Annotated in this window: 11 protein-coding genes and 1 pseudogene; 5 read left to right on the forward strand and 7 right to left on the reverse strand. The window is 44.8% G+C overall.

From position 1 onward, the window contains the following. Window positions 1-22: 22 nt before the first annotated feature. The 3 genes from WR49_RS04715 to WR49_RS04725 all read right to left on the reverse strand — a co-directional run bounded on the left by WR49_RS04715 (window position 23) and on the right by WR49_RS04725 (window position 3,324). The gene (locus tag WR49_RS04715) at window positions 23-586 is read right to left on the reverse strand and encodes a sugar O-acetyltransferase (protein ID WP_046223249.1); all 564 of its coding nucleotides are present in this window, start codon (window positions 584-586) and stop codon (window positions 23-25) included. 201 nt (window positions 587-787) lie between these two features. After that, window positions 788-1,786, reverse strand: coding sequence for a LacI family DNA-binding transcriptional regulator (locus WR49_RS04720; protein WP_046223250.1), 999 nt, complete (start codon window positions 1,784-1,786; stop codon window positions 788-790). 98 nt (window positions 1,787-1,884) lie between these two features. Continuing rightward, the gene (locus tag WR49_RS04725) at window positions 1,885-3,324 is read right to left on the reverse strand and encodes a 6-phospho-beta-glucosidase (protein ID WP_046223251.1); all 1,440 of its coding nucleotides are present in this window, start codon (window positions 3,322-3,324) and stop codon (window positions 1,885-1,887) included. Between the two features lie 317 nt (window positions 3,325-3,641). On the opposite strand from WR49_RS04725, the gene WR49_RS04730 reads away from it, so the two are divergent. Beyond that, on the forward strand, window positions 3,642-5,204 hold the full coding sequence (locus WR49_RS04730) for a bifunctional metallophosphatase/5'-nucleotidase (RefSeq protein WP_046223252.1): 1,563 nt from the start codon (window positions 3,642-3,644) through the stop codon (window positions 5,202-5,204). 61 nt (window positions 5,205-5,265) lie between these two features. Then, a complete protein-coding gene (locus tag WR49_RS04735) occupies window positions 5,266-6,645 on the forward strand; it encodes a hypothetical protein (RefSeq protein WP_046223253.1) in 1,380 nt (459 codons plus the stop codon). Between the two features lie 47 nt (window positions 6,646-6,692). On the opposite strand, the pseudogene WR49_RS04740 reads toward WR49_RS04735, so the two are convergent. Next, a pseudogene (locus WR49_RS04740) lies at window positions 6,693-7,004 on the reverse strand (hypothetical protein). A gap of 51 nt (window positions 7,005-7,055) precedes the next feature. Next, on the reverse strand, window positions 7,056-7,445 hold the full coding sequence (locus WR49_RS04745; RefSeq protein WP_046223254.1) for a VOC family protein: 390 nt from the start codon (window positions 7,443-7,445) through the stop codon (window positions 7,056-7,058). A gap of 197 nt (window positions 7,446-7,642) precedes the next feature. Here WR49_RS04745 and WR49_RS04750 point away from each other — a divergent pair, with 197 nt between their 5' ends. Continuing rightward, window positions 7,643-8,542: a DMT family transporter gene (locus WR49_RS04750; protein ID WP_082082739.1), complete on the forward strand. Its 900-nt coding sequence runs from the start codon at window positions 7,643-7,645 to the stop codon at window positions 8,540-8,542. On the opposite strand, the gene WR49_RS04755 is transcribed toward WR49_RS04750, so the two are convergent. Beyond that, window positions 8,539-9,441 (reverse strand): LysR family transcriptional regulator, encoded by a 903-nt coding sequence (locus tag WR49_RS04755; protein WP_046223256.1) that lies wholly within the window; start codon window positions 9,439-9,441, stop codon window positions 8,539-8,541. The two genes, WR49_RS04750 and WR49_RS04755, sit on opposite strands and share 4 nt — an antisense overlap. A gap of 189 nt (window positions 9,442-9,630) precedes the next feature. Here WR49_RS04755 and WR49_RS04760 point away from each other — a divergent pair, with 189 nt between their 5' ends. Together WR49_RS04760 and WR49_RS04765 are read left to right on the forward strand one after the other, a co-directional pair. Beyond that, the gene (locus WR49_RS04760) at window positions 9,631-11,703 is read left to right on the forward strand and encodes an alkyl/aryl-sulfatase (RefSeq protein ID WP_046223257.1); all 2,073 of its coding nucleotides are present in this window, start codon (window positions 9,631-9,633) and stop codon (window positions 11,701-11,703) included. A gap of 279 nt (window positions 11,704-11,982) precedes the next feature. Beyond that, complete coding sequence (locus tag WR49_RS04765) at window positions 11,983-12,792, forward strand: SDR family NAD(P)-dependent oxidoreductase (RefSeq protein ID WP_046223258.1); 810 nt, start codon at window positions 11,983-11,985, stop codon at window positions 12,790-12,792. A 167-nt stretch (window positions 12,793-12,959) separates the two neighbouring features. Here WR49_RS04765 and WR49_RS04770 read toward each other — a convergent pair whose 3' ends face one another. After that, window positions 12,960-13,661, reverse strand: coding sequence for a lipoate--protein ligase family protein (locus WR49_RS04770; protein ID WP_046223259.1), 702 nt, complete (start codon window positions 13,659-13,661; stop codon window positions 12,960-12,962). Window positions 13,662-13,872 lie beyond the last annotated feature (211 nt).

The raw sequence follows: 13,872 nt of genomic DNA on the forward strand, positions 1-13,872 counted from the left end.
GGGCTTCGTCATTTAAATCTGATTATTGTCCGTTATCGATCGATTTCAGCACTTTACATGGGTTACCGACTGCAACCACATTAGCTGGGATGTCTTTAGTTACCACACTGCCTGCGCCAATCACGCTGCTTTCGCCAATAGTGACACCCGGGCAAATGATCACACCACCGCCAAGCCAAACATTGTTGCCGACGTTGATCGGTGTGCCAAACTCAACGCCTTCTTCTACACGGCCTTTCACATCGAGTGGGTGACCTGCGGTCAGGATTTGAACATTCGGACCAAGCAGCACATTGTCGCCAATGGTCACTTCAGTCACATCCAATATCACGCAGTTAAAGTTAGCGTAGAAGTTCTTGCCCAGCTTGATGTTCGAGCCGTAATCACAACGAAATGGAGGTTCTAAATGCGCATTTTCACAGCCAGGAATGAGCTCTTGCGTTGCCGCTTCCCATTCAGGTGTGTCAGGAATACTGTTATTGAGTTTTTGAAGCACCTTGCGACATTCGATACGAGCAGCATAAAGCTCTTTATCCCAAGCCTGATAAGGTTCGCCTGCTAGCATTTTTTGTTTTTCTGTTTTCACGTTACTTACCTATTCTCACATCACTTAGCTAGTTTCACATTACTTACCGTTTTCACATTGCTTAACTCATGGTGGTCAATTCATCGACCAAAAACGCAATATCGCACATCTAAATAACAGTGAATAATGAGTGTCTACGCTTGGTTTAAGAGATGCGCAGCTCGTCACTTTTTGTAGGTGAAATATGAAATTCGAACAGTGTTAATTTATCTTCGCTATCGAATCACGTAACACCAAACTGCCAGTGGTATTGATGGTGGTCGCTTGCTCTGTTTCACCGACAATTTGCAGGATCGCCTTTTGCGTCATTTGCTCTAATGGCACACTGACAGACGTTAAGCTTGGCGTTAAAAACGCCCCCACTTTGCTGTTATCAAAGCCGACGATAGAAACATCTTGAGGCAATGAGTACCCAAGTTCGGTTAACGCCTTAATCACACCAATCGCCATGTCATCGTTTTCAGACAAGATAGCAGTGAAGGTTACTTTGCTTTTTACCAGAGCCTGAGCCGCGTGATAACCGCTCTCCATCGTCCAATCACCTTGAACAACCTTAGACTCATCCAATGCCATACCCTGCTTGGTTAGTACATCTTGATAGGCTTGATAACGCTGCTCATCAGTCGACGAGCCTGCTTTACCACGAATGACTGCAATCTCGGTATGGCCTTGCTCGATGATGTGCTCCACCATCAAACAAGCGCTCTGATAGTGGTCGGTGGTGATAGCATGATTAGGCTTCGACGGCATTTCTCGGTTGAGTACCAGAATCGGTGTATCAGTGCTGTCGATGATCTTTGCAATCTCGCTTTCGGTTAAGCATTGCGGATAGATGATGATGCCCGCGCACTTCATATCCAGCAGGAAGTTGATCGCCTTTCTTTCGTCTTCAGCGCTGTGTTTGCCATCGGTGATCACCAGTTGGTGATTCGACTTTTCGCTATAAGAAGCCGCGTGATACATCAAGGAAGAAAAGTAAGGGCCATTGAACAACTCATTAGTGATTACAAAGCCGATGAAATTGGTCTTCTTGGTCGCCAATTGCTGGGCCAACAAGTTCGGGCGATAACCTGTTTCTTGAATCGCATCGAATACCTTTTTCACCACATCTGGGCGCACGATGTTCTTGCCATTTAAGACACGAGAAACGGTCGATTTAGATACGCCTGCGCGGTTCGCGACATCAAGCATGGTTACCATTCGCTTCTTTCCTTTATAAAAAATTAGCCGACATAGGCCGACTAATTCATTGCAAAATGACAGCTCACAGTTCACATAACTGCGCTGGGAAATGCATTCTAAATAGTGGCACCGTTAGATGCAATCACGCCTTTATACCACTCAAAAGACTTCTTGCGCTTGCGTTCTAGTGAGCCAGACTGATCGTTGTGTTTATCTACGTAAATGAATCCGTAGCGTTTTTTCATCTCACCCGTGGTGAACGACACTAAATCGATACAGCCCCAAGGGGTATAGCCCATCAAATCAACACCATCAATCGCAACGGCTTTTTTCATCTCTTTGATGTGATCGCCAAGGTAAGCAATGCGATAGTCGTCATCAATGCCGCCATCTTCTTCAATAGTATCAACAGCGCCAAAACCGTTCTCAACGATGAACAATGGTACTTCATAACGTTCATACAGAGACGCTAAACAGAAACGTAAACCCGTTGGGTCAATTGGCCAGCCCCAATCGCTAGACTGGATGAACGGGTTATCGACCGAATTCTCATGACCGCCGTCCATCGCCTCTTCAGTCGACTGATGCGAAGAAGAATCCAAGGTATTCGACATGTAGTAACTAAAGCCTAAGTAATCAGCCTTGCCTTCTTTTAGGATCTGCTGATCTTCGGGCTGCATCTCAATGTTGAAGCCTTTGATTGCCCAGTCACGCTTAGCGTAATTTGGGTAATGACCGCGCACCATCACGTCCGAGAAGAAGTAGCGATCACGCATCGCTTGCTGTGCCACCATAATATCTTCCGGTTTAGATGAACGAGGGTAGAAAGGCACCATCGCACACATTGCGCCGATTTGAAGATCTGGATTGATCTCGTGACCTTTCTTAACCACCAAAGCACTTGCCACAAACTGATGGTGAACCGCTTGATACATCGCTTCTTGCGGCTTTTCACATTGTGGAAACTTCACGCCAGAGCACAACCAACCGAAAATGTCCGCCGAAGTGTTCATCTGGTTGTTGATCTCGTTAAACGTCATCCAGTATTTTACTTTGTGCTGGTATCGCTCCATCACCGTAGTTGAATACTTAACAAAGAAATCGATCACTTTGCGGTTCATCCAGCCGCCGTATTCTTTGGCTAAGTGATAAGGCATTTCAAAGTGGCTCAGTGTTACCACAGGCTGAATGTCGTATTTCAGAAGCTCATCAAACAGATCATCGTAAAACGCTAAACCCGCTTCACATGGCTCAGCTTCATCGCCATTTGGGAAAATACGCGTCCAAGCAATACTGGTACGGAAACACTTAAAGCCCATCTCAGCAAATAACTTAATGTCTTCTTTATAGCGATGGTAGAAATCCACTGCGACTTGGTTTGGATAGTTTTCGCCATCAATCACACCATCGGTGATTCGACGTTGTACACCATGAGCGCCCGCTGTTAATACATCAACAACACTGACACCTTTACCATTCGCATCCCAGCCGCCTTCTAACTGATGCGCTGCTACTGCACCACCCCATAAAAAATCGTTCGGAAATTCGTTGTTCATACCATCACTCGCTACAAGTTATTCGTGAAAAATACCAGGATTAGAGCTGCGATTACAACCCTGAAACCGATTTCAATAAAAGCAAAGATACAGATTGAAACCGGCTTCAGCAATGCCTTTTTGATCTTTTTTTGATCAAAGTTAGGAGGCATTTAAGGTCACACCTGACAACTAGACTCCTTTAACCAAAAACCAACTCAAAAGGTAATTTCTTAATTTCCAGGATCAATCTAGGCTAAAGACTGTGCTTTGGCGCACACTCATCCCACTCGTGCTCACTAAAATGGCAAACGTTTCCTTCACTGACTGAGCACGCTATGAAAAACCTTAAAATGAAACCTTTATGCTTTGCTGTCTCCGTATTAACGACAGTGGCTTCAATGCCAACCTTAGCCGAAATAAAAGAGATCACTCTGCTTCATACCAACGATATTGAAAGTGTTTACGAACCCGTAGACGCGTTCTGGAATGATGACATTGAGCTGATTGGCGGTATCCCTTACTTGGCGACGTTGATCAAAAACGTTCAAGCTGAAGAAGGAACCAGTTTTCTATTAGACGCTGGTGATATTTATACGGGCGCACTCTCTAAAAAATCGAAAGGTAAGCTGCCTTTCGACCTGTATAACTCAATGGGTTATGACGTAATCACACTGGGTAATCATGAATTCGAATACGGTTGGGAATCACTGGTAGAAACTATGCCGCGTGCTCGTTTCCCTGTGCTCAACGCGAATATCTTCCATGAAGCTTCTGATTCGATGTTTGCTCAACCTTACACAATCCTTGAGCGTGATGGCGTTAAAATCGGCGTAATTGGTGTCATGGGAATTGATGCGTTCTACAACACAATGTGGAAAGGAAACCGTAAAGGGCTAACCGTCAAAGATCCTACGGAAATCGCTCAACAATGGGCTGATAAGATCCGCGATGATGTTGACATGATCGTAGTACTAACGCACCAAAACAAGACGGCGCCAATGCAAACCGACAAAGAAGCCGATGCAGAAGTTCAGCGCGGATTCGATGAAGACTACGAAATGGCCGGAAAGCTCAAAGGCGTTGATGTGATCTTCGGGGGCCACTCTGATAATGGTTTAGTTGAACCAGTCGTTCATCCAAAAACAGGCACGGTTATTGGTTTAACCTTTGGTCAAGGCATGCACCTTGGCTACACCAAATTTACCGTCGATACCGAAAAGCATGATGTGACATTCTTAGGCGGAAAATTGATTCCCGTTGAATCTGCCAAATTAGAGCGTGACGAAGCGACTTACGCATTGATTCAGAAAATTCGCGATGCTCACCCAACATTAGCCGATCAGCTTTCTACCCTAGATAAAGCCGCATCACGCCGTTACTATCGAGAGTCGAATGTTGGCAACCTAGTGGCTGATTTGATGAAAGATGCAGGCCAAGCTGACATCGCGATGATCAGCTCAGGCAGCCTTCGTGTTGACCTAAATCCAGGTGCAGTCACTCGTGAAAATGTAATGAACCTTTTCCCGTTTACTGACACACTAACTGTGGTTGAATTAACAGGTGACAACGTTCAAGAGCTGCTGGAATACAGCTACACATTACCTTACGGTCTGGCGCAATTCTCAGGGATCAAAGCCACTTACGACAGTACACAACCGGAAGGTGAGCGTTTGATTAGCTTGAGTATCAACGGCGAGCCCGTAACCAAGAATCAGAAGTACAAAGTTGCTACGTATTCATACGCGGCAAGTGGCGGCGATGGTTACACTGTATTTAATAAAGGCGAAACACTATCGAACGGAGATCCGGTCATGCAAGTACTGATTGAAGGTTTCCAAGAACGTAAAAACATCACAGTTCCTGAACTTGGTCGTCAAGTCGATGTAAGTCGTCAGTAACAGAGATATCCAACAACCTACGTCATAAGATACGTATCAGGGATTAGCAGGTACAACACTCATGAGAACTCAGTTCAATTGCTGTAAAACATATAATTGTTTTAACCTAGCTAATCCTGATCTAAGCCTTTATCAGCGCAGCTCTCAATTAGGCTTCGCGTCTTATAAATGCCCCTTGTGTGGGGCATTTACTCCGATACTGGAAAACGAGCCGATCCTCGCTTTAGCGAAGCAAATCGAAACTAATCAACTCCGCTTACCTGAGATTGAATGCCCTACTTGCTTAAGACACACTAAAACCAGTGCCTATGGGAGCACAAAGATCGGCACACCGCGTGTTAGATGCAAACAATGCTCAACGGTGTTCAGCCTACTCAATCCGCACAAGACCAGTAGCAAACTGCAACCTTTGTTAACGCTGATCACTTCTGGCGTTTCACCTAAAGATCTTCAACGGCTATCTCAACTCAATAGCAAATTGTTCTACGCACGCATAAAACAGTTGGCTCAATTGCTGCAACAGTTCAATCAACTGCTGATTCAAAAGTATCTTAGCAAGGCCGAAAGCAGCATGTCGCTGCACACCTCAAGCTTCGTATTTTTATCACGCTCAGGAAAAGGAAATACCCTGAAATGCTGGAACCTTTCGACTACCGAAAGCCAGTATGGTTTCCATGTCTTAGACACTGACAACTTTTATCGACATGACGCACAGAACAGCCCCGCAGGGCTTTATTACTTAGACTCCGTCGAAACAACGGATGAGTCGTCAACTTCACCTTTAGCAACCGTTCAAGCGACTTACGATAAGATTTTCTCTCGAAGTAAATTTGATGAATTTGGTTACGCCTATCAAATGGAGTGTCAGTCCAATGAAGGAAGCGTGCTTCGACCTGTCTATGCAGCCCACGCCCATTGGATAAGTTTGTCTAAGATATTGCCTCAACATCACCGATTCGACTTCTTTCTAGAACACGAGAGTTTCATTCGCGGTGGCGCTATCACCAATCTTACCCAAGGTATAATGGCTGGTCGTTACAATCTTTATTACCTATACACAACACCCTCGGAAAACAATTCCGAGACTGATATTGAGCAAAAGAGTATTGGTTGGTGGGGAGAAAACTGGTCGACTCAAACTAAGCAATATCCAAGTGGCTATTGGGATGTCACTCTATGCGCTCTAACTGAAAGCAAAGAACCGAACCTTGAGTTCAACGGCATTGAATGGCATCAAAACTACTTAAACCAGCTAGTTCAATGGCTACCAACCCAATATCAAAAGACCATCTCTTACCAGATGTCGCAGCATTGGCGTACCATATTCAACTACTTATACAACTTCACCTATAGCCAAGATAGACGCCAATGTTTCGCCGAATATGAATTCGAATCAATTCTAGAAATAGTCACAGCGCTCAACGCCTCAGCTTCCAAATAAAGCTGTACAAACCTCTTATCATAATAAGAACGAATGGCATCCCAACATCAATGCTGCTCAAAATACTGGTCGTGTTGTGATTTTCCAGATTGGTCTTGAGTTCCTGGGTAGAACTGAACGAGTGTCTGATCGGCTAGTGTGAGGTGAATCCAACCCTCTTAGGGTTGTGCGCCTGTTAAATCGTAGACCGTGCAATCGTTAAATTGAATGGCCCACTCTTGATGGGCTTTGAAGCCAAGGTAACCTATGGGTTGGGATGGTTCAGGCTTCGAGTCAGCCTCTGGTTCATATACCGGTTCTGAGGTAGCACATCCCATCAGCCCAAGACTAAAAAGGAAAGTCGCAGCATGCTTCATCATTGTAATACCTCAGTTCCGTTAGTGAGTTAAAAACTATTCAAGTGCCCTCCATTAAACGGTAAGTTCCAAGCGATTACCATCTGGATCGAGTACACAGCTCTCATAATAGCCATCGCCTGTTCTTCTTGGGCCATCTAAGCGCTCATAGCCGTCTTCGACCAAGCGACTTGTAAGTTCATCAACCGCTTGTTCCGAGCCTAATGAAATCGCCATATGAATGAAGCCTGTAAATTGATCATAGATGTCATCTTTCGATTCAGGCACCGAGTCCATTTCCATGATCTCTAAACGGCTCCCAGTTTCGAAAGAGAGGAAGTATGAAGAAAACCCTTTGGTTGGGTTGTGATATTTTGAGTTCGATGTGGCACCGAAATAATCTTCATAAAATCGCTTCAGTACTTCGAGTTTTTTGGTCCAAATTGCGATGTGTTCAATCTTCATTTTGTTTGCCTAAGTTTGATATCTACCGCTAGATTACTCATCAAATAAGGAACAATAAACAGAACGAAATTCATCGAAATTGTTCCTGATTAACGGGCTCGATTTTATATCCATAACTGCACAGTATTGGCATCTATGTTTGTGTAATAGTTATCTTTCCTCCATAGTCAGGTTTTACACAATCTGAGATTCAAACTGTGAGCTTTTTAAAACTGATACTACTTGCGGCTATATGGGGAGGCTCGTTTCTTTTCATGAGAATGGCGGCCAATCCATTAGGGCCCGCAGTCTTGATTGAAGCGCGAGTTCTGTTTGCAGCACTTACTCTGCTTTTAGTTTCTTTTTATTTAAAAAAGAAGGTCTCTTTTCATGATCACGCTAAACACTTCTTCATTCTCGGGCTGTTTAACACCACACTTCCTTTTTTGCTTTTCGCTTATGCCGCGCAGACACTTAACGCCTCGACACTCGCCATCTTGAACTCTACCGCGCCAATATGGGCGGCAATCATTGGTGCAATATGGACCAAAACAGCACTCGAGGCGAAAGTTCTATTGGGACTTGGGATTGGGGTAACGGGAGTTGGCGTGTTAGTCGGTTGGGATGCGATGAACATTGGCCGTGAGGCTATGCTTCCTATCTTTGCAGCAGTGATGGCGGCCTTTAGCTACGGAATAGCGTCAAACTATACCAAGCAAGCCCCTAAAGTTGAGGCATTCAACAATGCTCATGGCAGCATGTGGGCTGCGGTGTTGCTGGTTTTGCCATTTGTATCCTTTATTCCAATGAGAGAAACACCCGACGTTACGATCACTACGTCAGTTATCTTATTAGGAGCGGTATGTACTGGGTTAGCGTATCTACTTTACTTCAATCTAGTCTCTGAACTCGGCGCACCTTCAGCCCTGTCCGTGACCTTCATCATTCCGGTATTTGGTATTCTCTGGGGTAACTTGTTCTTAGATGAAGCAATTGGCATCAATACGATTGTTGGTTCAATTCTGGTTATCATCGGCACCATGTTAGTGACCGGTATGACGCCTTCTAAGATGATAGAGAGCGCCAAACAAAAACGAGCAGCAATAGCGGCTCGTTAGTCAGCCATATATTGTTGAATCTTGTTTCTCAACCACTGATGAGCAGGATTCAAATCGGTTCTTTTATGCCAGATCATGTACTGCTGCATCGGCAATATTTCAAACGGCTGATCAAGGACTTGAAGCTGGAAGGGTTCAGAAAATTGATTGGCAAAATCACGCGACGTACTGCCGACACAATCTGAGCCCGATACCAGCACACACATGGTCATCAGCGAGTCACACTCGGCACTCACTTTTCTCTGTTTCAGTGGCGACTTGGTAAAATAATCTGCCGTGTATAAACGGGTTCGACGCATTCTAAAAGTAACATGCTTTTCGTTGTAATATTGCTCTTCAGTCACTGAACCATTGATTCTCGGATGCCCCTTTCGAGCTATCAGCACCAACTCATCTTCAATCATCGGCTGCTTCATATATCCATTCACTTGCGGGTAATGGATATCAATCGCCAAATCGGCTTGCTGCATGCTTAAACTCTGAAGAAGCTCTTCTTCGTTGTTCGGCACCATATTGAACTCGATAGAGATATTCCCCAGCGTTTCATCTTGCTCGACAAGGGGTTGAAGCTTGGTTAAGCCGATCTCATTCACCAGAATTCGAAACACATGATGCTGCTGATTATCGAACTGCTTTAAGGTGCTAACTGCACTGGTTATGCCTTCAAGGGCTGGTTCCACTCGGTTTGCTAATTGCACCGCAGCGTTGGTCGGAATAATCCCGCGCCCTTCACGAATAAACAGGTCGGTATCAAGCTGAGATCGCAATCGCTTCAAGGCTCCACTCACCCCAGGCTGAGTCATACCAAGCGATTCAGATGCTAAGGTGATCGACTGCAGTCGGTACACTTCCAAAAATACGCTCAGTAAATTTAGATCTAACTTTTCAACATCACTCACGGTCACTCTCCATGTTTAGGTGCACTCGCATTGGGTATGCGACAAGCTTTGCGCTTCAATCTGCTACGTTTAAGCATACAACACATAACAGTTCGTGATGTGTTAAATAAAGCTTACTTTATTTTTTGCTATATGTCTTATTCCTATAATCGCCTCAACGAAACAAATTTCTGTAATGAAGAGGCTCTTATGACAACTTCTCGCACGTTCAAAAATGCATCACTGTTCCTAGCTATCTCGCTCGCATTCCCTGCAGCTGCAGCTAACCATGATCACGCACACTTCAGCGAAATTGGCGACCAAGGTGGCAAAAGCGCAACCGAGATGACGACTAAGGCAAACCAAGAGTTCGCAAAAACACTTAACTTTGCCGACACTCGCGCTTTCGACAATAACAACAAGGGTCTTATTGCTAGCTTCGACCAAGAGACGGGCGACATCATTCGCAATAGCTTTAACTTCATCGACCCAAGTGTGACGAATGCAGACCAAGCACCAGATTCAGTAAACCCTTCACTGTGGCGCCAAGCGGTATTGAACCAAGCAGCAGAAGGCTTATATGAAGTTGTTCCGGGTAAAGTTTACCAAGTTCGAGGTGCTGACTTAGCGTCTATCTCTTTCATTCGTAGTGACAACGGTTGGATCGCTTACGATGTTCTTCTTACCAAAGAAGCGGCCGCTAAATCACTCAAATTCTTCAAGAACAATGTGCCTGATGGCGGCGAACTGCCCGTCGTTGCAATGATTTACTCTCACTCGCACGCTGATCACTTTGGTGGCGCAAGAGCAATCAAAGACGCGTACCCAGATGTAAAAGTGTACGGTTCGAAAAACATCACTAAAGAAATCGTCGACGAAAACGTATTGGCAGGTAATGCAATGTCTCGTCGTACTGCTTATCAATATGGCGCAACCCTGAATCGACACGAACACGGTATTGTTGATGCAGCACTGTCGAAAGGCCTATCAACCGGTAGCATTACTTACGTACTGCCAGACTACGAACTGAACCATAACGAAGAGATTGAAACTCTGGTTATCGACGGCTTAGAAATGCAATTCATGGATGCTTCAGGTACCGAAGCGGCCTCTGAAATGGTGACCTACATTCCAAGCATGAAAGCACTTTGGACTGGCGAACTGACCTACCAAGGCATGCACAACCTGTACACGCTGCGTGGCGCTAAAGTGCGTGACGGCTTGAAATGGTCTAAGAAAATCAACGAGATGTTAGTCACTTGGGGTGAAGATACTGAGGTGCTGTTTGCGTCTCACTCATCGCCAATCTGGGGCGAACAAGAGATCTCTGATTACCTAAAAATGCAGCGTGACGCTTACGGTTTTACTCATAACCAAACGCTTCGCTTAGCCAATAACGGTGTGGTTCTCCAAGACATCGGTGACGAGATTTACAAGGTAATGCCAGACAGCATTCAACAGTCTTGGCACACCAACGGTTACCACGGTACTTACTCTCACAACGCTCGCGCTGTGTACAACATGTACCTTGGTTACTTCGACATGAACCCAGCTAACCTAAACCCATTACCAATCAAGTCAGAGTCAGTGAAGTTTGTTGAGTACATGGGCGGCAGCGACGCTGTGATTGAAAAAGCACAGCAAGACTTCCAAGAAGGTGAATACCGCTTCGTTGCAACAGCACTGAATAAGGTGATTCAAGCAGAACCAGAGAACAAAGTTGCGCGTGGCCTATTGGCAGATACTTACGAGCAATTGGGTTATCAATCAGAAGGTGCTGGTTGGAGAAACATCTATCTAACGGGTGCTCAAGAGCTCCGTATTGGCACACAACCGGGCGCACCAAAGACTGCATCTCCGGATGTGTTAGCGAACATGACCATTGAAAACCTACTCGATTACTTAGCAGTAAAAGTGGATTCGCTAAAAGCGCAAGAAACACCATTTACATTGAATATTCAGCTACCAGATGTGCAAGAGTTCTACTACGTTGAAATGTCTAACGGCAACCTGAACAACATTCAAGTGAACGAGCTACAAGACGCCGATACGACACTGATCATCAATAAATCTGACGTGTCTGACATCGTGCTTAAGAAAACAAGCCTTGGAAAACTGTTAGAAGACGGACAAGCAGGCGTGAAAGGTGATAAGACATCACTTAACAAACTGCTGTCTTCACTGACAGAAGCTGACACCTCTTTTGAGATTGTACCGCGTCCAAACAAAGGCGAAGAAGTGGATGCAGAGCTATACCAAGATTCACACGAGCACGCTCACTAAGCAGATCAAAGGTAAAAATCACAACGTCAAACTGGCCTAAATAGGCTGAAACAAGGCTAATACGACCAAGCCTCAACCATTAAACTGGTTGAGGCTTTTTTGATTTGAGCTTTATTCGATATCAAGAAAATAAAATGAAAAACCACACCCTTGTTTCACGGTTTCTCAATAGCAATACACATCCGTACTTTCTATATCTCAGCATGTGAAGTAGTAGAAACTTTGTGCAATCAAACTTTGTTATAAAAGTCATCCGGACTCTTTATTCAAGGAAGGAAGATGCGAAAAAAGATCATGATCACAGGTGCGACAGATGGTATCGGTTTAGAGACCGCGAAAATGCTAGCCCAACAAGGGCATCACATCCTTATCCATGGACGTAACCCAACAAAACTCAGCAAAGTAGAAACCGGCCTTTCTCGATTATCCAAGGATGCGATTATCGAAAGTTATGTTGCTGATCTCTCTTCTCTTTCTGAAGTTAAAGCCCTCGCCAACCAAATAAAGTCGAAGCATGAACAGCTCGATGTACTCATTAACAATGCTGGTGTCTACAAGGTTTCGGAAGTCACCACCTCAGACAACCTTGATGTACGTTTTGTTGTGAACACCATTGCCCCTTATTTACTGACTCAAAAGCTGCTACCACTTTTTGATGCCAACGGTCGCATCGTCAATCTATCTTCAGCAGCTCAGTCATCGGTCGATCTCGAGGCGCTTGTCAGCCCAAATTCTGACGCTTTAGATGGCCCCATCTACGCACAAAGTAAGTTGGCGTTAACGATGTGGTCAATCCATCTTGCGCATCAATTAAGAGATCAAGGGCCTCTAATCATTCCCGTTAATCCGGCCTCATTTCTTGGCAGTAAATTGGTTAAAGATGCGTATGGTTTGGAAGGTAATGACTTAAGGATTGGCGCTGATATCTTATGCCGAGCGGCACTATCGGAAGAATTTTCTAACGCTTCTGGGAAGTATTTTGATAATGACTCAGGGCTATTTAAAGACCCTCATGCTGATGCACTAAATACGGAGAAAAATCAGAAACTGATGACGACTCTCGACCAGTTACTTACAGAACCGCTCTAGCTAATGCCACGCTCACTAGTCAGATACAATGAGTGCTCCGTATTTAGGAGCACTCCACAACCCAAAGTTGTCTGATGTGGTTACGACAGAACTCCAGCAATTGTTTAGATAGAATTGAAATGGTTCATCCACCCGACAAGTTAACTGGTGTTAGCGAAAGGAAGACATTACGCATACTTGATAAAAGCTTGGCTTAACCGCTGAAAGAGTGAGTCTACGTTGGGGAGGCTCGTCAAATGTGCGGACAACAGCGTATGAACCTGCGCATCCACCACCGTCGGGTTACCGCAAATCTGATTATAAAAATTCACAGGCGCAACAATGTTCTCTAAGTCGGCATCTAACAAGATACAAGCTTGCGAAAGTACAATTTGGCCGCCCCCTTGTTTAAGCAATACACGCTGCGCAGTACCCACTATTTTTTGTTTATTGATATTGAGGTTGTAGTCACCATCACAATAAGAACCGGGGGTTGCGTGTACATCCACATCGATGCCCAGTTCTTTAAAAAACAGGGTTAATACATCGCATAAATGTCGATACGCTTTTTGGATATTATAGGCTTCATCGCGAGGCCAATGGTAAATGTGCGATAGGTTAATGATCCCCGGTAGCTGAGGAACGGGAGCGCCACCTGTTTTTCGCGAGGTGAGTTGCCAGCCTTGTTCCGCAAGTTGTTTTCTAGACTCTAACGTCACTGGCCACTTTTTACCCGCAGGCAAAACGAGTGTCGGCGTTTTTGCTTGCCAAAGCATTAAGGCTTGTCCAATCTCACCGGCCTGTATTTGCTGCAATAATTCAGCTTCTTTTTCAAACGCACGATCAACATCAATGTTCGGGTAACGTACGAGTTTATTCGTTAACTTCAATGCACTTTCCTCTACAGATGGTGGTGACCTACCATTTCACGTTCTGAAATTGTTGATTATAAATAGAGCGATATAAGATAGAAACAGCACCAAAAGTTAGTTATTGGCGCCATAGTCGCTTGTTATTCTTATATTTACTCGATCCCTGTTTGCACATAAACCACAGGGCAAGATCATGAAAACCCCTTATGGAATAAGGGGTGACGTGAAG

Origin of the sequence: Vibrio sp. ECSMB14106, from assembly GCF_000972265.1 — a bacterium.
In the GTDB taxonomy this organism is placed as follows: domain Bacteria; phylum Pseudomonadota; class Gammaproteobacteria; order Enterobacterales; family Vibrionaceae; genus Vibrio; species Vibrio kanaloae.

What these genes read in the sequence shown, in the direction of transcription:
- WR49_RS04735 (WP_046223253.1), top strand. Translation starts at nt 5,266, where the DNA reads ATGAGAACTCAGTTCAATTGCTGTAAAACATATAATTGTTTTAACCTA.
- WR49_RS04745 (WP_046223254.1), bottom strand. Translation starts at nt 7,445, where the DNA reads ATGAAGATTGAACACATCGCAATTTGGACCAAAAAACTCGAAGTACTG.
- WR49_RS04730 (WP_046223252.1), top strand. Translation starts at nt 3,642, where the DNA reads ATGAAAAACCTTAAAATGAAACCTTTATGCTTTGCTGTCTCCGTATTA.
- WR49_RS04725 (WP_046223251.1), bottom strand. Translation starts at nt 3,324, where the DNA reads ATGAACAACGAATTTCCGAACGATTTTTTATGGGGTGGTGCAGTAGCA.
- WR49_RS04765 (WP_046223258.1), top strand. Translation starts at nt 11,983, where the DNA reads ATGCGAAAAAAGATCATGATCACAGGTGCGACAGATGGTATCGGTTTA.
- WR49_RS04760 (WP_046223257.1), top strand. Translation starts at nt 9,631, where the DNA reads ATGACAACTTCTCGCACGTTCAAAAATGCATCACTGTTCCTAGCTATC.
- WR49_RS04720 (WP_046223250.1), bottom strand. Translation starts at nt 1,786, where the DNA reads ATGGTAACCATGCTTGATGTCGCGAACCGCGCAGGCGTATCTAAATCG.